This window comes from Sneathiella sp. HT1-7 (assembly GCF_020731145.1).
In the GTDB taxonomy this organism is placed as follows: domain Bacteria; phylum Pseudomonadota; class Alphaproteobacteria; order Sneathiellales; family Sneathiellaceae; genus Sneathiella.
This window is the reverse complement of sequence record NZ_JAJFZN010000001.1, coordinates 956,630-975,511: the sequence shown is the minus strand read 5'-3', so window position 1 is coordinate 975,511 and position 18,882 is coordinate 956,630. Positions and strand designations below refer to the sequence as shown.

General features: G+C 54.4%; 20 protein-coding genes. 5 read left to right on the top strand and 15 right to left on the bottom strand.

What is annotated here, in order from left to right:
- Positions 1 to 19: 19 nt before the first annotated feature.
- Genes LKE13_RS04690 through argH form a run of 4 tightly spaced genes read right to left on the bottom strand, consistent with a single transcriptional unit; the run spans position 20 to position 5,301 of the window.
- Positions 20 to 2,479: a TIGR02302 family protein gene (locus tag LKE13_RS04690; RefSeq protein WP_227948602.1), complete on the bottom strand. Its 2,460-nt coding sequence runs from the start codon at positions 2,477 to 2,479 to the stop codon at positions 20 to 22.
- 11 nt (positions 2,480 to 2,490) lie between these two features.
- A complete protein-coding gene (gene lysA, locus LKE13_RS04685) occupies positions 2,491 to 3,756 on the bottom strand; it encodes a diaminopimelate decarboxylase (protein WP_227948599.1) in 1,266 nt (421 codons plus the stop codon).
- Positions 3,757 to 3,778: 22 nt separating this feature from the next.
- A complete protein-coding gene (locus LKE13_RS04680; protein WP_227948597.1) occupies positions 3,779 to 3,904 on the bottom strand; it encodes a lipoprotein in 126 nt (41 codons plus the stop codon).
- Positions 3,901 to 5,301 (bottom strand): argininosuccinate lyase, encoded by a 1,401-nt coding sequence (gene argH / locus LKE13_RS04675; RefSeq protein WP_227948595.1) that lies wholly within the window; start codon positions 5,299 to 5,301, stop codon positions 3,901 to 3,903. Before argH ends, LKE13_RS04680 begins: the two co-directional genes overlap by 4 nt.
- A gap of 39 nt (positions 5,302 to 5,340) precedes the next feature.
- Here argH and LKE13_RS04670 point away from each other — a divergent pair, with 39 nt between their 5' ends.
- The gene (locus LKE13_RS04670) at positions 5,341 to 5,913 is read left to right on the top strand and encodes a TlpA family protein disulfide reductase (RefSeq protein ID WP_227948593.1); all 573 of its coding nucleotides are present in this window, start codon (positions 5,341 to 5,343) and stop codon (positions 5,911 to 5,913) included.
- On the opposite strand, the gene LKE13_RS04665 is transcribed toward LKE13_RS04670, so the two are convergent.
- From LKE13_RS04665 to LKE13_RS04650, 4 genes are read right to left on the bottom strand one after another with little or no spacing between them, the layout of a single operon-like run.
- Positions 5,908 to 6,222: a hypothetical protein gene (locus tag LKE13_RS04665; protein ID WP_227948591.1), complete on the bottom strand. Its 315-nt coding sequence runs from the start codon at positions 6,220 to 6,222 to the stop codon at positions 5,908 to 5,910. The two genes, LKE13_RS04670 and LKE13_RS04665, sit on opposite strands and share 6 nt — an antisense overlap.
- Positions 6,219 to 6,803, bottom strand: coding sequence for a TetR/AcrR family transcriptional regulator (locus LKE13_RS04660; RefSeq protein ID WP_227948588.1), 585 nt, complete (start codon positions 6,801 to 6,803; stop codon positions 6,219 to 6,221). The genes LKE13_RS04665 and LKE13_RS04660 overlap by 4 nt, the downstream gene beginning before the upstream one ends.
- A gap of 42 nt (positions 6,804 to 6,845) precedes the next feature.
- Positions 6,846 to 7,712, bottom strand: coding sequence for an SDR family oxidoreductase (locus tag LKE13_RS04655; protein ID WP_227948578.1), 867 nt, complete (start codon positions 7,710 to 7,712; stop codon positions 6,846 to 6,848).
- 1 nt (position 7,713) lies between these two features.
- Positions 7,714 to 8,442 (bottom strand): hypothetical protein, encoded by a 729-nt coding sequence (locus tag LKE13_RS04650; RefSeq protein ID WP_227948576.1) that lies wholly within the window; start codon positions 8,440 to 8,442, stop codon positions 7,714 to 7,716.
- A gap of 99 nt (positions 8,443 to 8,541) precedes the next feature.
- Between LKE13_RS04650 and LKE13_RS04645 the strand changes: the two genes are divergently transcribed.
- On the top strand, positions 8,542 to 9,297 hold the full coding sequence (locus LKE13_RS04645; protein WP_227948573.1) for a tetratricopeptide repeat protein: 756 nt from the start codon (positions 8,542 to 8,544) through the stop codon (positions 9,295 to 9,297).
- Positions 9,298 to 9,299: 2 nt separating this feature from the next.
- On the opposite strand, the gene LKE13_RS04640 is transcribed toward LKE13_RS04645, so the two are convergent.
- The 4 genes from LKE13_RS04640 to LKE13_RS04625 all read right to left on the bottom strand — a co-directional run bounded on the left by LKE13_RS04640 (position 9,300) and on the right by LKE13_RS04625 (position 12,999).
- Positions 9,300 to 10,823, bottom strand: a complete 1,524-nt coding sequence (locus tag LKE13_RS04640; protein WP_227948571.1) for a YifB family Mg chelatase-like AAA ATPase — start codon at positions 10,821 to 10,823, stop codon at positions 9,300 to 9,302.
- 88 nt (positions 10,824 to 10,911) lie between these two features.
- Positions 10,912 to 11,868, bottom strand: a complete 957-nt coding sequence (gene gshB / locus LKE13_RS04635) for a glutathione synthase (protein WP_227948569.1) — start codon at positions 11,866 to 11,868, stop codon at positions 10,912 to 10,914.
- A 77-nt stretch (positions 11,869 to 11,945) separates the two neighbouring features.
- On the bottom strand, positions 11,946 to 12,539 hold the full coding sequence (locus LKE13_RS04630) for a BON domain-containing protein (RefSeq protein WP_227948567.1): 594 nt from the start codon (positions 12,537 to 12,539) through the stop codon (positions 11,946 to 11,948).
- A 76-nt stretch (positions 12,540 to 12,615) separates the two neighbouring features.
- Positions 12,616 to 12,999 (bottom strand): YraN family protein, encoded by a 384-nt coding sequence (locus LKE13_RS04625; protein WP_227948564.1) that lies wholly within the window; start codon positions 12,997 to 12,999, stop codon positions 12,616 to 12,618.
- A gap of 139 nt (positions 13,000 to 13,138) precedes the next feature.
- On the opposite strand from LKE13_RS04625, the gene LKE13_RS04620 reads away from it, so the two are divergent.
- Positions 13,139 to 14,572 (top strand): penicillin-binding protein activator, encoded by a 1,434-nt coding sequence (locus LKE13_RS04620; RefSeq protein WP_227948562.1) that lies wholly within the window; start codon positions 13,139 to 13,141, stop codon positions 14,570 to 14,572.
- On the opposite strand, the gene hemW is transcribed toward LKE13_RS04620, so the two are convergent.
- Genes hemW through rph form a run of 3 tightly spaced genes read right to left on the bottom strand, consistent with a single transcriptional unit; the run spans position 14,564 to position 17,059 of the window.
- Positions 14,564 to 15,745 carry a radical SAM family heme chaperone HemW gene (gene hemW / locus LKE13_RS04615; RefSeq protein ID WP_227948560.1) on the bottom strand — a complete coding sequence of 394 codons (1,182 nt, stop codon included), beginning with the start codon at positions 15,743 to 15,745 and terminating at the stop codon, positions 14,564 to 14,566. The two genes, LKE13_RS04620 and hemW, sit on opposite strands and share 9 nt — an antisense overlap.
- Positions 15,723 to 16,346, bottom strand: a complete 624-nt coding sequence (gene rdgB / locus LKE13_RS04610) for an RdgB/HAM1 family non-canonical purine NTP pyrophosphatase (protein ID WP_415776481.1) — start codon at positions 16,344 to 16,346, stop codon at positions 15,723 to 15,725. The genes hemW and rdgB overlap by 23 nt, the downstream gene beginning before the upstream one ends.
- Entirely contained in the window at positions 16,343 to 17,059 is a 717-nt protein-coding gene (gene rph, locus LKE13_RS04605; protein ID WP_227948558.1) for a ribonuclease PH, read from the bottom strand. Before rph ends, rdgB begins: the two co-directional genes overlap by 4 nt.
- A gap of 127 nt (positions 17,060 to 17,186) precedes the next feature.
- Between rph and hrcA the strand changes: the two genes are divergently transcribed.
- Positions 17,187 to 18,215: a heat-inducible transcriptional repressor HrcA gene (gene hrcA / locus LKE13_RS04600; protein WP_227948556.1), complete on the top strand. Its 1,029-nt coding sequence runs from the start codon at positions 17,187 to 17,189 to the stop codon at positions 18,213 to 18,215.
- A gap of 12 nt (positions 18,216 to 18,227) precedes the next feature.
- Complete coding sequence (gene grpE / locus LKE13_RS04595) at positions 18,228 to 18,875, top strand: nucleotide exchange factor GrpE (RefSeq protein WP_227948554.1); 648 nt, start codon at positions 18,228 to 18,230, stop codon at positions 18,873 to 18,875.
- Positions 18,876 to 18,882 lie beyond the last annotated feature (7 nt).

Genomic DNA, 18,882 nt, shown 5'->3' with positions numbered 1-18,882 from the left:
CCAGAATTTGCAAGGCGCCCTAGAAAATATCGAGCAGGCGTTGCAGATAATCGCGTTCAATATAGCTGCGCGCCGGATCGGAAAGCCGGCGCTGTAGCTCATCACGGATGGAGCGGCTTTTGCTCAAACCATTCGCCTCGCCGCGCATCAGCGCATTACCGGCGTCCCGACCTTGACCATCCTCTTCCGTCATCGAACGGCCAAGCGGATCCCGGCCCTGACCCGGTTGTCCGGGCCCGGCGGACTGAGTACCCTCTCCCTGACCGTTCTGCATCATTTGTTGCGCCAGCGATTCTGCCCCCTGGCGTAGGCTTTCAAGCGCATTATTCTCGGATTGCAGGGCGGATTGTCCCTGCCCTTGGCCCAGAGCATCCCGCGCATCGTTCATGGATCGTTCCGCCTGACCAAGTGCCCCCGGTATCTCCCCTTCTTCGCCAAGCCGACCCATCAAGTCACCCAGCATCTGGCGCAGCGCCTCCTGAACTTCGGCTAAATCCTGCAGATTGCCACGTTGGCCAGATTGGCCCTGTTGGCTGTTTCTGTTTTCCTGCTGTGATTGACTACCTTGGGATTTCCGAAAAGTCTCATCCAACAGCTCTTGCTGCTTCTGCATCAATTTGCCAAGCTCATTGAGCATTTGTTGCGCTGCCTGCTGACTGGCGGACGGTTGCCGCGCTTCAGCTGTCTTCAGGTTTTCCATGATATCCTGAAGTTCGCTCAGCAATTGCCGCGCGGCATCACGGGCCCCACCGCGGGCAAACTGATCAATCTGATCGAGCAATTTCTGCAAATCCTGCGACTCGATAAACCGATCCTGGCTATTTGGATCGCCGGCCGCTTGCTCATCCATGGGCTGCGCCTGCTGCGCAAGAGCTTGAAGGAAATTCTCCATGGCGGCACGCAGTTCCTCGACAAGGCGCTTAATCTCTGCATCGCTGGCATTGTTGTTCAACGCTTCCATCAGGGCTTCCTGCGCTTCCCGCAAAGCCGCTTCGGCAAGCGACAAATCGCCGTTTTCAAGGCGAAGCGCAGTATCCCAGAGCATATCCACTACATCGTCAATGTCGCTCTGGTCCTTCCCTATCACCAGAATTGATTGAGCTGTAGAGAGAGATAACATGACGGTCACATCATTATTAACACTATCCGGCAGGAGGGTGAGGGTCTCCAATACAAGCGCGACATTCTCCTTGTTTCCCTCAGGATCGCTGACCAGATTTTTACGTTGTTCTATGAGCGCTTTAGCAACCGGATGGAAGAAGTTTCGCTCCGGAAGAGTGAAGGACATGGCATCTGAATATCCGCGTTGCCCGATCTGATCCTCCGCGAATAGTGTCAGCTTAACCGGAAGTCCGGCCCAGGGATGCGCCGTCAGATCATGATAACTTTTGCTGATTACTTTCTTCGAGCCTCGCCCCGGTGTCGGCAGCACAAGTTCGATCTTTTTGTCACTGCTATCACGGGTGATTTCGCCGCCAATTCTTTCCACACCATAATCATCCTGTGCCTGATACTGCATCTTGAAAGCGGCTCTTTCGGTGACTTCCGGATTATTGAGGAACGCCGCCGTCGGTATCTCATCTGCAATAACAGTCAACTGCCAACTGGCAATGACATCACCATCCTTCTCGATTTTCAGGCTTGTCGATTTATCAAAGCGGGTCTCGATCTGGAAATTCCGCACATCCGAGGCGCCGAATTCCTCTCGCTCTTCCCCGACCAACAGGGCCGGTGTACCGCGCCCGCCGCCGAATACATTGGCGATAAAACTGCTTTGCGCCGGCACAATAAATGTTTGCGCAGTTGCCTCTTCACTTGTCGAGTTAGTCAGCAATATCGGAGCCTGGCCAGTATAGGCGGGCGGAGTGATCCAGGCAGTCACCTCAACCGGGACCGACGGCGTGCCGATGGATGGCGTGACAGCCGCAACAAGTCGGTCCGTCGAATTTGGTCCGGCAATCACAAAGGCTGCCACCAAAAGAAGGATCACAATTGCCCGGAAGCCGTAAGTATCCTCTATTCCCATATCAAGGCGCGGCGGCCCAACCTTCAATCCGCGCAAATACTGGCGTAAGGACTTCTGATAAACCCGCCACATGGCACTGGATTCGGTATTGTTGAATTTTTCCGCCTCGGAATGCGCGCCAAGAGATTGAAGCGGCCTGTGGCCCAACCGATTGCGGCGCTCCAGATACTGAAGGGCACGGCTTCTTGTCGGCGCTTCCAGATTTCGCGCGAGCTTATAAAGGCTGTAAAGGGTCGCAACACAGAAAAGAATCAATGCGAGAAGGTGCAACCACCCTGCGCTAAAGGACCATATATCAAGGAGAGACAGGCCGAGAAATAACCCAACGAGACAAAAAAACAGCCGTCCATGCCGCCAAATTCCTTCAAGAACAAGGTTGACCTTCGCAAGCAGGATACGGATTTCGAACCCTAATCCATACCCTCTATCACTTGTGTCGCTGCGACGCTGCATTCATCCTCGATTCACCCCTCGAGCCATGTCGGTAGTATATCAAGTTTCAGCAAGTCATCCAAGCTTGGCCGCGCTCTGATCACCGCATATTGATCGCCTTTCACCAGAACTTCGGGCACAAGAGGCCGCGTATTATAGGTAGAGGCCATGACCGCGCCATAGGCCCCGGCACTTCGAAAGGCAACAAGATCACCGCGCGCGAGATCCGGCATATCGCGTTCCCGCGCGAATGTATCACCCGTTTCACAGACCGGACCCACCACATCGGCAAGGGAGTATTCCCCAAGCTTCTGATCCTCCCGGATCGGGTCGATCTGGTGAAAGCCGTCATACATTGCCGGCCGGATAAGGTCATTCATTGCGGCGTCCAGAATGACAAATTTGCGCTTCGTCGCCTGCTTCATGTAAATCACCTCGGATACCAGCACACCAGCATTCCCGACAATAAGGCGGCCCGGCTCAAAGATTATCTGGCAGCCAAGATTACCAATTGCCTCCAGTGCAACAGCGGCATAGGCCGTCGGGGCCGGCGGAATAGTACTGTCATAGGGGATGCCAAGCCCGCCGCCAAGATCGACGCGGGAGATGTCATGCCCTTCGGCTCTGAGCTGCTGCACAAGTTCCCGTACGCGATTGAACGCATTCTTGTAGGGTTCAAGATCGGTGAGTTGCGATCCGATATGGACATCCACTCCCTTGATATCGATCCCGGGCAACGCTGCCGCTTCGGCATAAATACGAGAGACATCCTGCCATGGCACTCCGAACTTGTTCTCGGCCTTGCCAGTGGAGATTTTGGCATGGGTTTTTGCATCCACATCCGGATTGACGCGGAAGGTGATGGGCGCCTTAACGCCCATGCTGCTCGCTACCTCACTCAGGATACGAACTTCAGGCTCTGATTCCACATTGAACTGATGAATACCCACCTCAAGCGCATAACGCATCTCTTCCGGCTTCTTGCCGACACCGGAAAACACAATTTTCTCGGGCGGAATACCGGCTTCCAGCGCACGGCGAAGCTCCCCTTCGGATACGACATCAGCACCCGACCCCAGATTCGCAAGGGTACGGATCACGGCTAGGTTGGAATTAGCTTTCAGCGCATAGCAGACGAGCGCATTCGCCCCATCAAACGCACCGGAGAATACTTTGTAATGCCTCTCGAGCGTTGCTGTGGAATAGCAATAAAACGGTGTGCCCACCGTCTCAGCGATGGCGCTAAGGGCAACATCTTCGGCATAAAGCTCGCCATTCTTATAGGTGAAATGATCCATTTGTCGGCAATCTTTTCTGAACTTAGCTTTTCTTCTGTTCGGATTTTTGCGTATCCGGTGAGTACTTGGGGGCGCTTTTCACACCACAGGCTGAAATCGACAAGGTGGTCAGCAAGACGACAAGCATCATCATAAATGAACGTTTCATTTCTTGCTCCCTTCCTGGCCCTGTTTTTCACGCCAGCGCGTGATTTGTTCCCGTACACGGGATGGTGCAGTGCCGCCATAGCTTACGCGGCTGGCAACTGAATTCTGAACACCGAGTACCTTATAAATATCGTCCGTAATGCCGCTCTCCACCGACTGCATCTGCGAAAGGGACAAATCTTCAAGCCCACATGTGTTCTCTTCGGCGAGCTTTACAAGGGCACCTGTCACATGATGCGCCTGACGGAAGGGCATATCCAGTTTCTGCACCAGCCAGTCGGCTAGATCGGTGGCCGTGGTAAAGCCCGCTCCAGACGCCGCGGTCATCACATCGCCATTGACCTTGATATCACGGATCATCCCGCTCATGGCGGCGAGGCAGAGCTGAAGATTGTCGGCGGCATCGAAAACCGGCTCCTTATCTTCCTGCATGTCCTTGCCATAGGTCATAGGCAGACCCTTCATCATCATCAGAAGAGAAGTAAAAGCGCCGGCGCTCCGCCCGGCTTTACCGCGGATCAGCTCCGCCGCGTCCGGGTTCTTCTTCTGCGGCATGATGGAGGAGCCGGTCGAGAAGCTGTCAGAACATTCAACAAAGCGGAACTGCGCACTCGACCAAATAACGATTTCCTCAGCCAACCGCGACAAATGCATCGAGCAGATAGAGGCAAAACTCAGAAACTCCAGCGCGAAATCCCGGTCCGACACGCCGTCCAGCGAATTGGCAGTTGGTCGATCAAAGCCAAGTGCCTTGGCCGTCATCTCCCGGTCGATGGGAAAAGATGTCCCGGCCAGCGCCGCCGAGCCAAGCGGGCTCTCATTCAGGCGCACCCGTGCATCTTTAAGCCGACTGCGATCACGCGCGAACATCTCCACATAGGCGAGCATATGATGACCGAAAGTGACCGGCTGTGCCGCCTGCAAATGGGTGAAGCCCGGCATGACGGTATCGGCTTCGGCCTCGGCCTGCTCAAGAAGGGCGTCCACTAGATCCACCAGCTCTCGGTCCAGATGATCCATGGTATCACGCACCCAGAGCCGGAAATCCGTCGCCACCTGATCATTGCGCGACCGCCCCGTATGAAGCCGTCCCGCTGCATCACCAATCAGCTCGCGCAGACGCGCCTCCACATGCATGTGGATATCTTCCAGCGCCGGGTCGGTCTTGAAATTCCCCGCCTCGATCTCACGAAGAATTGTCTGCAATCCGTCCTGAATTTTTTTACCATCTTCCTCGGAAATGATATTGCAGGCCATTAACATACTGGAATGCGCCATCGAACCCATTATATCTTGGGCATAGAGCCGACGGTCAAAGTCAATGGAGGCATTGATCCGTTCCATAATTTCGGCGGGGCCTTTGGCAAATCTGCCACCCCAAAGCTCATTTGCGCTCATTTTCGGGCTCGCTTTGTAACAATTGGACGTTTAAGAAATATGATGACAAAACCCATGAAATTCACCGGCCTGCTGTTCTTGCTTACATTTACAGGGCTTGTGGCGGGAACATCAACAGCTTTCTCGGAAAATCTGAGCGCTTTGCTGACCGGGGAGATGCAGAATTTCGCCCCGAACGAGACGCCGCGTCCATTTAAGGATTTCACCTTCCTGAATGCAGCGGGAAAAGAAGAAAAGATTTCCGAGTATCAGGGAAAGGTTCTTCTTGTCAATTTTTGGGCGACTTGGTGTGGGCCATGCAAGAAGGAAATGCCAAGCCTCGATCGGCTGCAGGGTGAACTTGGTGGTGAGGATTTTGAAGTGCTCGCGATCGGTCAGGACCTGCAAGGCATGGAAAAAGTGAAGAGTTTTTTTGAAAAGCGCAAGATCAGAAACCTGGCTGCGCTAAACGACAAAACAGTCAAGTCCGGCCGCAATGCCGGGGTTTTCGGCCTGCCGGCAAGCATACTGCTTAATGCCGAAGGGGAAGAAGTCGGCCGCCTTATCGGCCCGGCGGAATGGGACAGCCCGGAAGCCAAGGCCCTAATAGCCCATATTATGAACAGATCATGATACGGGCGGTTGCCGGTCTTTCTTTCGTTTGAGAAGATAAAGGCGGAACACACGCTCCAGCCCCCAGCTGATTGCAAAATACAGGAGGGCATTGAGAATGGTGACCAGCATCAGGTCCATGCCCAAGCCATAATCACGCTTTACAACACCGATATAAAACTGGAAAGCAAGTATCGAGAGAAGTCCTGCCGCCGCAACCAACGCCACAATCAGCCGGATTTTACCATCCGTCCAAGGAATTGCCATGAGGCAGAGGAACGAGATCGCCTGGAATGTCGCGCCCCACAGGTTAATGCCGAATTCAGTCATTCGCCATCCAGAACCGTCAGCGCAACATCTACCATGGGACCGAGAACTTTCTCGTTCGGGTTTACTTTACCAACAACCCGCATTCCCTGCATCACACCTACAAAAAAGGCGGCAAGGCTGGCCGCGTCGCGCTTTGTCTTGAAAGTTCCGTCGCGCTGGCCGCGGCTGATCAGCTCTTTTAAGGCGTCTTCCATGTCCTCAAAAAAGACACGCACACGTTCAGCGCACTCATCATCGCGGGAGCAAAGCTCAACCGCTGCGTTGGTCATGAAACAGCCCCGGCGCTTCGGGTCCATAACTTGCTTTTGCATAAAGACATACATGAACCTGGACAGAATTTCGCGGGCATCGCCATCCTGACGCAGGACGTCCGTCCTTAAGAGCGCGCCTGTGCCATACTGATCCAGCGCCTCCAGAAACAACTGATGCTTATCACCGAAAGTATCATAAAGGCTGCCCCGGTTGATGCCCATACAGTCAACCAAGTCCTGAACGGAGGTCGCTTCATAGCCCTTGGCCCAGAAAGCCTGCATGGCCTTTTCCAGCGCCTCGTCGCGATTAAAGCATTTCGTTCGTGCCATTTACCGATCCATACGGCTGTCAAAAAACAGTCTAGAGAATGGTTATATACCGATTTCACCATCAAGCAAAGCCGCCAAACCCTCCCTATAGGTAGGAAATTTGAGCGAAATCCCAAGCTCTGATTTAATTTTTGCGTTACTGACCTGCTTACTGTCCAAATAGAAACTACGCGCCATAGGGCTAAGGTCAGCATCCTCGAAGTCAATCAAAGGTGGGGGAGCGATCCCCAAAAGTTCAGCTGCATAGGCAACAACATCCTGCGGCGGTGCCGGTTCATCATCGGCAATATTGTAGATTGCGCCGGGATTTGGCTTTTCCATTGAGGTCATAAGAATCGCCGCCAGATCAGCCACATGGATACGTGAGAATATCTGACCCGGCTTGGCGATTCTCCGGGCCTTCCCTTTTTTCAACGACACCAGCTGGTTTCTCCCCGGGCCATAAATTCCAGGCAGGCGGAAAATATGAACCGGCAAGTCGTTTGCCTCATATAGGCTGAGCCAAGCCTGCTCCGCCCGCATTCGCCTCCCCCCTCTCTCCCCGGAAGGATTATAGGGACTTTCTTCATCGACCCAGCCACCATTGAAGTTGCCATACACTCCAGTCGTCGACAAATATCCAACCCACTGCAAATTCTTAAGGCGTAGGAGTTCCGACGCCATCACATCATAGACCGGGTCTCCCATCTCGTCGGGCGGGATGGAAAGGAGGATATGAGTCACATCTGCCGCAATATCATTGAAATTCTCTATCCGCTGATCCCGGCGGAAGGGGTAGAGGGGAATGCCCCTCTGCGTCGCGTCATCAGCGGGGGACCGGCCCGTTCCCATCACCCGCCAATTTGGAAAGTCTGTCGCGATCTGGCGGGCCGTAAAGCCGAAGCCAAAGCAGAATAACCTTTTGTCCATGCTACTCCTGTTTCGGGTTGGGCATGTCAATCCGGCCAAGGACGATCAGCGCCGACACCGATTGCTTGACGGAGACCAAAAGCTCCGCGCCACCCTGCGACCCGGAAGATTCTGTCGCGGCATTGGACTTCATCATCATTGTCCGCGGGGACGCATCCATGCTTTGTGTTGGATAGGTCTGGACGAAATCGACCTTGCGGACATGATACTCCCCGCCGGACATTACCTTGTTCAGTCGCGCCACTTCATCAAGGGCCTGCAGATAGATCTGCGCTCGCAAGTCCCCGCGCAACTGCTCAAACTCTGCCAATGACGGTGTAAAATCCACGTTAGAGATCGTCACCTTATATCCCGGGCTACTCGCTTTTTTTGCGCGATCCTGAAGACCGGCCAGCGCCGCCTCGGGGATACGCGCCTCCGCGCTTACATACCAGCGATTAAGCCCGGTCTGATCAAGCTGTTGACGGGAGGACGTAATGCGCCAGTCCACATCCTTGGCGAGGGATTGCAGCGATCCATCAATACGGTTTTTTAGCGCATCTGCCGATTCTTCCTGCTGAACAAGTTCAACATAGACCGACACTCTGGCGGTATCGGTCTTGACCCACCCTTCCGTCGTCAAATTTAGAACAACTTGATCCTGCATCATATGGGAACGATGAGGCATTTCCGCCGCCGCAAGGGGGACGAAACTTAGAAAAGCGATAGTGGCAACAACCAGTCTGTTCATGGTAGAACTCCCAATGTAATCAATCCTGTATTCGGCATGTAGGGTCGAATCAAGACCAATTTAAGGCATTTCATGTTCGCGCGATTTTTAACCCTTTTTATGGCACTTACCATATCCCTGGCCGCCCGGCCACTTCTCACTTCGGCAGCGGGGGCACCTGATGGTGTGCGGACGCAGGAAAGCGAGTATGAAGCCTGCCTGACCCTGACCCGGCGAGAACCGGAAAAAGCTTTTGAATCTGCCCTTGCCTGGCGCGATGCAGGCGGTGGTTTTCCGGCCCGTCATTGTGTTGCGCTCGCGCTTGTCGCGATGAAGAAATATGACCATGCGGCCCTGACACTGGAGGAACTGGCGGAGGATATGCAGGGGGCCGGCTCCCCTCTACTCGTTCCCGTACTAACTCAGGCGACCAATGTCTGGTTGCTGGCGGAAGAGTATGAGCGCGCACTCGCCGTCGCCACGACGGGACTGGAGATTGAACCCGAAAACATCAACCTCCTTGTCGACCGAAGCCGTATCATGGCGAAGGTCGGCGACTACAAACGTGCGTTCGATGACCTTGACCTTGCCCTCAAACTTGACCCAGCGCGCCCCGATGCACTTACTTTTCGAGCTGCCGCCCGGCGGCATCTGGGCGATAATGCCCGTGCGTTAGAGGACGTGGAACTCGCCCTGTCGCTGGAGCCTGATCAGCTGGACGCCCTGATCGAACGTGGCATCCTCTATGAGGCGGCGGAAAAACGGGATTTGGCGCGCAAAGATTGGCTGCGAGTTCTGGAAATTGCGACCAACACCCCCGCAGGCGACGAAGCCCGCCGCCATCTGGAAACCCTCGACGTCAATAAGGATAAATAGCGCTAGCCGTTCATCGCGAGGCGGCGGCGGTATTCCAGCGCCTCGGCGATATGGGATCGGGTGACGGGCTCGCTCTCGGCAAGGTCGGCCAAGGTACGCGCGACTTTCAAAACCCGGTGGTAACCGCGCGCAGAAAGTTTTAGCTTGCCGATAGCATCCTGCAAAAGCGCGGTCGCCGATTTATCCGGCTGGACAAAACGTTCCAACACCTCACCTTCCGCATCCGAGTTTGTGCGGATCGGCGTCGCATGATCGATACCCTGATAGCGATCGCGTTGAATTTCGCGGGCCCGGCCCACGCGAGCGGCAACAATCTCGGTTGTCTCGGTCGGAGGTGGTAATGTCAGATCAGCAGCAGATACAGCGGGCACATCCACGTGAATATCAATCCGGTCGAGCATTGGGCCGGAAATGCGGGAACGATACTCAACAGCGCATTTTGGCGCCCGGGCGCAGGCCTGTGACGCATCGTCAAGATGACCGCAGCGGCAAGGATTCATCGCCGCGATCAACTGCATACTCGCAGGGTAAGTGACATGCAGATTGGCCCGCGCCACCACCGCCCGGCCGATTTCCACCGGCTGACGCAAGGATTCCAGAACCTGCCGGTTAAACTCCGGTAATTCATCGAGGAACAGAACGCCCAGATGGGCGAGCGAAACCTCCCCCGGTTTCGCTCCGCGCCCGCCGCCAACCATGGCGGCAACCGACGCGGAATGATGGGGGTCGCGAAAGGGACGCCGGCGAGAAAGCCGACCCTCCTTCATTTCACCAGCGATACTGGAGATCATATTAACCTCCAACGCCTCCGCCGCGTCGAGCGGTGGGAGCAGACCAGGAAGTCGCGCCGCCAGCATCGACTTGCCGGAGCCCGGCGGCCCCGTCATTAACAAGTTATGCCCACCTGCCGCCGCTACTTCGAGGGCGCGCTTCGCCGTTTCCTGCCCCTTGATATCTTCAAGTCTCAGTGACAGTGCTTCATCAATAATATCACCGTGGGCAGGCGGGGTAAGCACCTGCGTGCCCTTGAAATGATTGATGAGCGCGAGAAGGTTTGCGGGCGCCAACACATTCAGATCACCGGCCCAGGCTGCCTCAGGTCCCGAGGCTTCCGGGCAGATGATATTCTTATCCTCTCCCACCGCAGCGACGGCAGCAGGCAAAATACCAGTTACCGGATTACAGCTGCCATCGAGTGAGAGTTCGCCCAAGACATAATAATCATCAAGTTCCTCAGCGGGGAGAACGCCCATCGCGGCGAGGATGCCAAGTGCAATCGGCAAATCATAATGCGCGCCCTCTTTTGGGAGGTCAGCCGGCGCGAGATTGACAGTGATGCGTTTGGGCGGCAGACCAATACCAAGGGAAGTGAGCGCGGCGCGCACCCGCTCCCTGCTTTCCGCAACGGATTTATCCGCGAGGCCAACAACGGTGAAGGCAGGCAGGCCAGAGGCCATCATCACCTGCACATCCACTTCGCGCACCTCCAGCCCTTGAAAGGCCACGGTCTTTATCTTCGCCTGCATGTCAACTTTCGGTTCAACATATCATTATGCGCACAACGATAGCATGTGCCGAAAGAATCTTCATGGTTAAAATTTAGGCTTGTGAAAACTAGCAAGAAGCGGAATTGCTGACCTTTTCTTCTAAGCAATCCCAAATGGTTGCCTCCAACTTCACACCGTCGAAGCGATTGATCTCCTGCAGTCCCGTCGGTGATGTCACGTTGATTTCCGTGAGGTAGTCCCCGATTACGTCAATCCCGACAAAGATTAGGCCCTGTTCCTTCAGCGCAGGGCCAATAGCTTTACAGATTTCTTCTTCCCGCTTGGTGAGAGCGGATTTGACGGCCTGCCCGCCGACATGCATGTTGGAGCGAACCTCACCTTTTTGCGGCACACGGTTGATGGCGCCGACCGGTTCGCCGTCGACAAGAATGATCCGCTTGTCGCCTTCACGTACTTCGGGAAGGTATTTCTGTACGATCATCGGCTCACGATAAAATTGTGTGAACATCTCACACAGAGCCGTCAGATTTTCATCCTCCGGTTTGAGATGGAATACACCCGCGCCGCCATTACCATAGAGCGGCTTGATGATGATGTCTTTAAATTCGGCGCGGAATCCCTTTATTTCCTCAAGGTTGGAGGAGATAAGCGTTGGCGGCATGATACCGTCGAAATGGGTGACGAAAAGCTTCTCCGGCGCGTTGCGGACGCTCACCGGATCATTCACCACCAAGGTTTTCGGGTGGATATGCTCCAGCAAATGGGTCGCCGTAATATAGGACATGTCAAACGGCGGATCCTGCCGCATCAGCACCACATCTACAGTGGCAAGGTCGATTCGCTCCGCCTCTCCCGCGGTGAAATGGTTTCCCGCTTCACGCCGTAACTGGACCGGGCGGGCATTTGCAATAATACGTCCTTGCGAAAAGGACATATCCTGCGGGCCATAATGATAGAGGCCATGGCCGCGCGCTTGCGCTTCCAAGCCGAGGACAAAACTGCTGTCCCCGTTGATATCTACGTTCTCGATGGGATCCATCTGAATGGCTACGGCAAGACTCATTATTCCCGACCTTTATTTATAAAGTGATGCGCCGCTTGGTTTGTTGAGAGGGACCCTATCCCGCCCGGACAATCAGTTCAAGCTGAGTTCAGCTCTGATTTCATTTTGACATAGCTGACGATGCGGCGGACACCGGAAATTTCTTTCGCATGATTTTTCACCCGCTGCAGTTCTGCCTCGTTTTGAGCAATCCCCATCAGGTAGACTGTTCCATCCACCGTTTCGACCGAATAATTGATGTTCAAAATCTCCGGATCGCGCAAGAGCTGCAGTTTCAGTTTTGTCGTGATCAGGCTGTCAGAGGCAAAGCTGCCAACCGTCTCACTATCCGCAACCTTGACCTCATTATGCACTTCCTTCACACCCTTAACGCCCCATATCAGACGCGTCAGTGTCACCCGATCCTCTGGCGTCGGCACCTCCCCCGTGATCAGAACGACGCCATCAATGACAGTCGTCGAAGTCGACGTAAACATCGGTTCGCTTTTCTGGAAGATGGCGTTCATGACCTGCGTTTTGATGGTTGCATCATCAATCACCGTCCCAACGGAGCGTTCCTCCGCGACCGCAACGCCTCCGATTGCCGCCCCACCCAGGATCACCGTTGGGGTGCAACCGCTCAGCGCTATTAAGGACGATAAGACAAGAAGAGCATAAGCAACAAATTTCATTCCGATACGCCTTTAACTATGATTGTCACGGCACTATAAATCCAATTCGTTTCCGTTTAAAGGGTCTCTTCAACCCCTATTCCCACGCCCCTTCAATATGGCTCGGCCATTTCCACAAGGAGGTGACAAGCAGCACATCGAAGCGGACATTAAAGCCATCGAATTTTGGCCGTTCCATGACAAAGGCCTCTAGCGCACGTGAAATACGGCGTTTCTGTTTTGCACTGATGGCTTCTGCTGCCTCCGCGAATCGCGGCCGGGCTTTGACCTCAACGGCGACAAGAAGGTTGTTGCGCCGGGCGATGATATCTATTTCACCGAACGGTTTTCTATAACCTCGGGCGACAATATGGTATCCCTTCATCCGAAGCGCCGTTGCCGCCAGATATTCGGCAGTGCGGCCCCTGAAATAGGCACGGCGGCGTTTATGTTTCAGCGCTTCTTTTGTTAGATGTGCCAAAATGTCGCCTCATCATCCTGTTTATAATGCCGTAATCAACAATTTGCTTGCTCCCCATACAGGGGTTACCTAGTCTTTTGGGCTAGGAATTTCACAAAAAGACATACGGAGTGAAAAATTGTTTCCCGCGAAATCTGCCATGACGTCATGTCTTAAACGAAACCGGAACTCACTGACTTATGTTGGCCTTGTCAGCCTGTTGGCTTTTATCCTAACAGCATGTCAGCCTGCAAAAATCGCCGAGATCGAGCCAAAAGATAACACAAATACAACCGCCACCCAAGATCTGAAGGATCTGCTCCCGCCGGAACGCACACCGTCAACCGAAGATCTTTCAGACACCCCGACAGTTGACCCACTTGTCCGCCTGATTGAGCCTGCGCCCGCCGTTATTGGTCTGCGCGCTCCGGAGGCGTTGACGGAAGAGAAAATAAAGATTGCCATTCTGCTGCCGCTCTCTGGCCCGACCGCCGCCGTTGGTAATGATTTGTTGCGCGCGGCGAATATCGCCCTTTTCGATCTTGGAAATGGCCAGCTTGAACTGCTCCCCCTCGATACGAAAGGCACGCCACGCGGCGCGGAAAGCGCGGCGGCGGAAGCGCTGGTGTCAGGTGCGGAGCTTATCCTGGGCCCCCTCTTTTCTTCCTCCGTCGCGACGGTGCGCCCCCTCGCGCGCGAACGCGGCGTCAATGTTATCACCTTTTCCACGGACACAACGGTGGCCGGGGATGGCGTTTATGTCATGGGCCTGACGGTCGGGCAGCAAATTAAACGGGCGATGGAATTCGCCTATCGGCAAGGCCTGTTTAATTTTGCGGTTCTGGCCCCGAATTCTCCTTATGGTGATGCGGTGGTCAAGAATGTAACCGAGACAAGTACAGCACTTGGCCTCTCCCTCGATCGTACGGTGCGCTATCCGACTGATGTTCCCGCCGGATCACAGGATCTGCATGAAATCGCTAAAATACTGGGCGATTACGGGCTACGGCAAAAGCAGCTGGAAAAGGAAATCGAACTATACGCAGCCAAGGAAGATGCCGAATCAAAAGCCTATGTCAAACGTCTAGAGAAACTGGATACCTTTGGCGAGGTGACATTCGATGCCTTAATCATCCCTGAAGGAGGCGCTCGGCTAAAAGAGTTGGCGTCCTTGGTTTCTTATTACGACGTCGACCCGGAAGTCGTGCAGTTCATCGGCACCGGGCTTTGGGAAGACCCGTCCCTATCGGCAGAACCGGCACTGGTCGGCGGCTGGTTCTCCGCGCCAGCACCTGAAAAAGCGGCCGCTTTTCAGAAAAGATTTACTGAACTCTATGGCTATCAACCATCACGCATTGCCAGCCTTGCCTATGACGCCATGGCGCTGGCGGGGGTAATGGCACTTGATCCTGCCGATATTCGCTTTTCACGGGATGCCATCGAAAACCCGAGCGGTTTTACCGGATATGACGGCATCTTCCGCTTTCCCGAGAATGGCATTGCGGAACGTGGCCTTGCCGTTCTGGAAGTCGGGCCGAAAAAGCAGCTGGTTCTCGAGCCGGAACCGGAAAGCTTCGCTCCTGCGTTAAACTAGTATTTCCGGCAATAAGCTATTGAGGACAAGGCGGCCGCGCTCTGTGGCGCGGAGCTTCTGATCATCCATCTCCATCAACCCTGCTTCGACGAGGGAAGCCAGTCTGTCGTGTCGTAGAAATTCTTGCATGGGCGCGCCGATAGCGGCGCTGAAATTTTCGAACCAGACTCCTTCGTCAAGGCGCAGACCCATCAGCAACATTTCCTCCGCGCATTCGAGACGGTGAATGAGCGGTTCGGTTATATCGGTGCCGTGGCCTGCCGTCTCTACGGCTTCGAGCCAACTTTCCGGACGTTTTTTCTGCTGAAATGCGGTCCGCACGCCCTCTCGCATCGCCCGTCCATGCGCACCGGGGCCGACACCGATATATTCACCATATCGCCAATAAGTGAGATTGTGGCGGCACTCATATCCGGGTCGGGCATGGTTTGATATTTCATAGGCAGGTCGTCCGGCATCAGCGCAAATGTTTTGCGTTACCTCAAACAGTTCCTCGGCATTTTCTTCAACCGGTATAGCAAATTCACCGCGCCTGACCGCCCCGGCAAAGCCGGTATTCGGCTCAATTGTTAACTGATAGAGCGAGAGATGGTCCCCGGCAAGGATAAGTGCCCGCTCAAGATCGGATCGCCAATCCGCAACACTCTGTCCCGGCAGTGCGTATATTAAATCGAAGGAAATATTGGCAAAACTCTTTCGCGCCAATTCGATCGCCTGTAAAGCTTCCCCCGCGGTATGTTCCCGCCCGAGGAATTTTAGCGCCTCGTCACGCATCGACTGCACTCCGAGGGATAGGCGCGTCACACCGGCATCACCATATCCCGCGAACGAAGACGCCTCAACGGACGTCGGATTAGCCTCTAGCGAGATCTCGATGTCATCGGCAAAAGTAAATCGCGACCGCGCGCCCTCAATTAGTGCCGCAACTGTCTCCGGCGTCATAAGCGAAGGGGTCCCGCCGCCAAAAAAGATACTGGTCAGCGATTTTTGCGTCGTTTGATCCGCGAAATAATCCAATTCCCGCAAAAGTGCCGCCGTCCAGCGGTGCTGATCCACTGCTTCGCGCACATGGCTGTTGAAATCGCAATAAGGGCATTTCTTCCGGCAAAAGGGCCAATGAAAATAAAGGCCAAATCCGGGATCGGGGGTGCTATTCTCGGCTAAAGCAGGCATTTATCAGTTGTCGGAAGGCATCAGCCCTATGGCTCATGGCATGCTTTTCTTCCGGCTCCATTTCCGCGAAGGTAACCTGATAGCCATCGGGCAGGAAAATAGGATCATAGCCAAATCCCTGGTCTCCGCGAGGTGGCCAGACAGCGGTGCCGACGACCCGGCCCTCGAAACTCTCCACATGACCATCCGGCCAGGCGAGCGAGAGTGCGCAGATGAATTGGGCCTTGCGCCTCTCAGGCGTCATGGCGCCACGTTTCTTGAGTTCGTCCTCAACCTTTTGCATGGCAACGGAAAAATCCTTCGTTGGACCAGCCCAGCGCGCGGAAAAAATGCCCGGCGCACCATCAAGTGCATCCAGCGCAAAACCGGAATCATCGCTGAGCGCCACCATATTCGCACTCTTTGCCGCAGCAAGCGCCTTGATCTCGGCATTGGCGATAAAAGTGTCGCCATCCTCGACAGGTTCGGGCAGACCTAATGCGCCCGCTGAGATCGGCTCCACGTCGAAGGCGGATAGCAGTTCACCGATTTCGCGCACCTTGCCCGGATTATGGCTGGCAACGACCAGTTTTCCGCCCTCAAATTTTCGGTGGCCACTCAAATGCCGAGGGCCTGACGCTGCAGGGCACATAGCTCCGTCACACCCTTCTTGGCGAGTGAGAAAAGAGATCCAAATTCGGCTTCGGAAAAGGGATCTTCCTCGGCCGTACCCTGAATTTCGATGATCTGCCCCCCAGACGTCAGGACGAAGTTCGCATCGGCCTGCGCATTGCTGTCTTCGGGATAATCAAGATCGAGAACGGGCGTACCTTTGTAAATACCGCAGGAAACAGCCGCCACCTGCCCTTTCATTGGGATTTCAAGAATTTTCCCCTGCTCGACAAGCTTGTCAAAGGCCTGATAGAGCGCAACATAGGCGCCAGTAATAGACGCCGTGCGTGTCCCACCATCGGCCTGAATCACATCGCAGTCGACCGTGATCTGACGTTCACCAAAGCCTTCGAAATTGACCAGCGCCCGTAAAGAGCGGCCAATCAGACGCTGAATTTCAACGGTGCGGCCCTGTTGCTTGCCACGCGCTGCCTCCCGACCCATGCGCGATCCGGTGGAACGGGGCAACATACCATATTCCGCCGTCACCCAGCCTTTTCCCGTGTTACGCAGGAAAGGCGGCACTCGCTCCTCAATACTTGCGGTACAGAGTACATGGGTATCGCCGCATTTGATGAAGCAAGACCCTTCCGCATTCTTGGCATAACCGGGTTCCATAACAATGTCGCGCAATTGATCGGGGGCTCTGCCAGAAGGGCGCATAAGACTTCCTTTAATCGATGAAATAAGATTGGCGCTTGTTGTAACCGCTGTGCCAGATTGACGCAAGCCTCCCGCGTCACTACATTCTAGACCAACAAGGGATTAGACGTTTCATGACGAAATCGACATGACAATACAGGAACTTAACGACCGTAGCCGAGATGTCTTCCGGCATATAGTGGAAACTTATATGCAAACCGGGGAGCCCGTCGGCTCACGCACACTGTCACGGATCAGCGAGCTGGACCTCTCCCCGGCCTCGATCCGCAACGTGATGGCGGATCTCGCCGATGCGGGCCTTCTTTATTCCCCTCATACCTCGGCTGGGCGCCTGCCGACACAACAAGGCCTCAGGCTTTTCGTCGATGGCATTCTGGAGATTGGCAACCTGACCGAGGCAGAACGGTCTGATATCAAGGCCCGCTGTGCGGTTGATGGACGAAACATGGAGGAAATGCTCACCGAAGCCTCCTCTATGCTGTCTGGCCTGTCCAACTGCGCATCGCTGGTGATTGCCCCTAAAAGTGATAGCTCAATCAAACAGATAGAGTTTGTGCGGCTTGGAGTTGACCGGGCACTCGTGATTATTGTGACTGCAAATGGCATGGTCGAGAACCGGACCATTGAACTGCCGCCGGGTCTTACCGATTCAGGGCTGCGAGAGGCGGCCAATTACCTCAATGCAAAACTTTCCGGTCGAAGCTTGCAGGCAACCAAACAGGAAATTCAGCGTGAACTCGACAATCATCAGGCGCAACTTGATGAATTAACACAGGATTTGATCGCCCATGATATTGCGAGCTGGGGAGGTGGGGAGACGCTCATTGTTCGGGGTCACGCCAACCTACTTCAGAATGTGCAGGCCCTTGAAGATCTTGAAAAAATCAAGGACCTGTTCGATACACTGGAAGTCAAGAAAGAGCGGATAAAGCTGCTGGAACTGGCTGAGCAGGGAAGCGGCGTGAAAATTTTTATTGGGTCGGAGAATAATCTTTTCTCGCTTTCAGGCACATCAATGATTATTTCTCCTTACCAGAACAGTCAGGAACAGATCGTTGGCGCCATTGGAGTCATTGGTCCCTCGCGTTTAAACTATGCGCGTATCGTTCCGATGGTAGATTATACCGCAAAGGTAATCGGTAAATTGCTGGATTAGGAAGCAGACAGAATGAACGAACAGAAGCAGCCCCCCCTGAACGATCAGGAGGAGAGTGAAAAGATGAAAAACGAAGCACAAGCAGCGGCAGACGCCTCGGCACAGGGCGCGGAAGACGCAAGCCCCGAAACCGGTATGCACGAAGAAGCAGGCGAAGTTGATATCATCGCCGAGAAAGATGCTGAAATAGCCGATTTAAAAGACAAATTGCTCCGGGCAATGGCGGATGTCGAGAATATGCGCCGCCGAGCAGAGCGTGAAAAACAGGATGCCCACACATATGCGGTAACAAAATTCGCCCGTGATATTCTGGGGGTTGCCGATAACCTCCGGCGCGCAATTGAAAGCATTCCTGATAGCGCTCGCGAGAATCCGGATGTGAAGAATGTATTGCCCGGCATTGAAATGACAGAATCAGAGCTTCTCAACACGCTGGAAAAACACCAAATCCGGAGAATCGATCCCAAAGGCGAAAAATTCGATCCGAACCTGCACCAGGCAATGTATGAGATTGAAGACCCTTCCGTGCCATCGGGAACCATCCTTCAGGTGACACAGGCTGGCTTCGTAATTGCTGACCGACTCCTGCGTCCGGCCATGGTCGGGGTGTCAAAGGGCGGCCAGAAACGCACCGACGCCCATGTCGATGAGAAGGTGTAGCCGAGAA

Coding starts and splice junctions, on each gene's coding strand:
- lysA (WP_227948599.1), bottom strand. CDS start 3,756: ATGGATCATTTCACCTATAAGAATGGCGAGCTTTATGCCGAAGATGTT.
- LKE13_RS04655 (WP_227948578.1), bottom strand. CDS start 7,712: ATGGACAAAAGGTTATTCTGCTTTGGCTTCGGCTTTACGGCCCGCCAG.
- LKE13_RS04665 (WP_227948591.1), bottom strand. CDS start 6,222: ATGACTGAATTCGGCATTAACCTGTGGGGCGCGACATTCCAGGCGATC.
- LKE13_RS04645 (WP_227948573.1), top strand. CDS start 8,542: ATGGCACTTACCATATCCCTGGCCGCCCGGCCACTTCTCACTTCGGCA.
- LKE13_RS04650 (WP_227948576.1), bottom strand. CDS start 8,442: ATGAACAGACTGGTTGTTGCCACTATCGCTTTTCTAAGTTTCGTCCCC.
- LKE13_RS04690 (WP_227948602.1), bottom strand. CDS start 2,479: ATGCAGCGTCGCAGCGACACAAGTGATAGAGGGTATGGATTAGGGTTC.
- grpE (WP_227948554.1), top strand. CDS start 18,228: ATGAACGAACAGAAGCAGCCCCCCCTGAACGATCAGGAGGAGAGTGAA.
- LKE13_RS04640 (WP_227948571.1), bottom strand. CDS start 10,823: ATGCAGGCGAAGATAAAGACCGTGGCCTTTCAAGGGCTGGAGGTGCGC.
- hrcA (WP_227948556.1), top strand. CDS start 17,187: ATGACAATACAGGAACTTAACGACCGTAGCCGAGATGTCTTCCGGCAT.
- gshB (WP_227948569.1), bottom strand. CDS start 11,868: ATGAGTCTTGCCGTAGCCATTCAGATGGATCCCATCGAGAACGTAGAT.
- LKE13_RS04680 (WP_227948597.1), bottom strand. CDS start 3,904: ATGAAACGTTCATTTATGATGATGCTTGTCGTCTTGCTGACCACCTTG.
- hemW (WP_227948560.1), bottom strand. CDS start 15,745: ATGCCTGCTTTAGCCGAGAATAGCACCCCCGATCCCGGATTTGGCCTT.
- LKE13_RS04620 (WP_227948562.1), top strand. CDS start 13,139: ATGACGTCATGTCTTAAACGAAACCGGAACTCACTGACTTATGTTGGC.
- LKE13_RS04670 (WP_227948593.1), top strand. CDS start 5,341: ATGATGACAAAACCCATGAAATTCACCGGCCTGCTGTTCTTGCTTACA.
- LKE13_RS04660 (WP_227948588.1), bottom strand. CDS start 6,803: ATGGCACGAACGAAATGCTTTAATCGCGACGAGGCGCTGGAAAAGGCC.
- LKE13_RS04630 (WP_227948567.1), bottom strand. CDS start 12,539: ATGAAATTTGTTGCTTATGCTCTTCTTGTCTTATCGTCCTTAATAGCG.
- argH (WP_227948595.1), bottom strand. CDS start 5,301: ATGAGCGCAAATGAGCTTTGGGGTGGCAGATTTGCCAAAGGCCCCGCC.
- rph (WP_227948558.1), bottom strand. CDS start 17,059: ATGCGCCCTTCTGGCAGAGCCCCCGATCAATTGCGCGACATTGTTATG.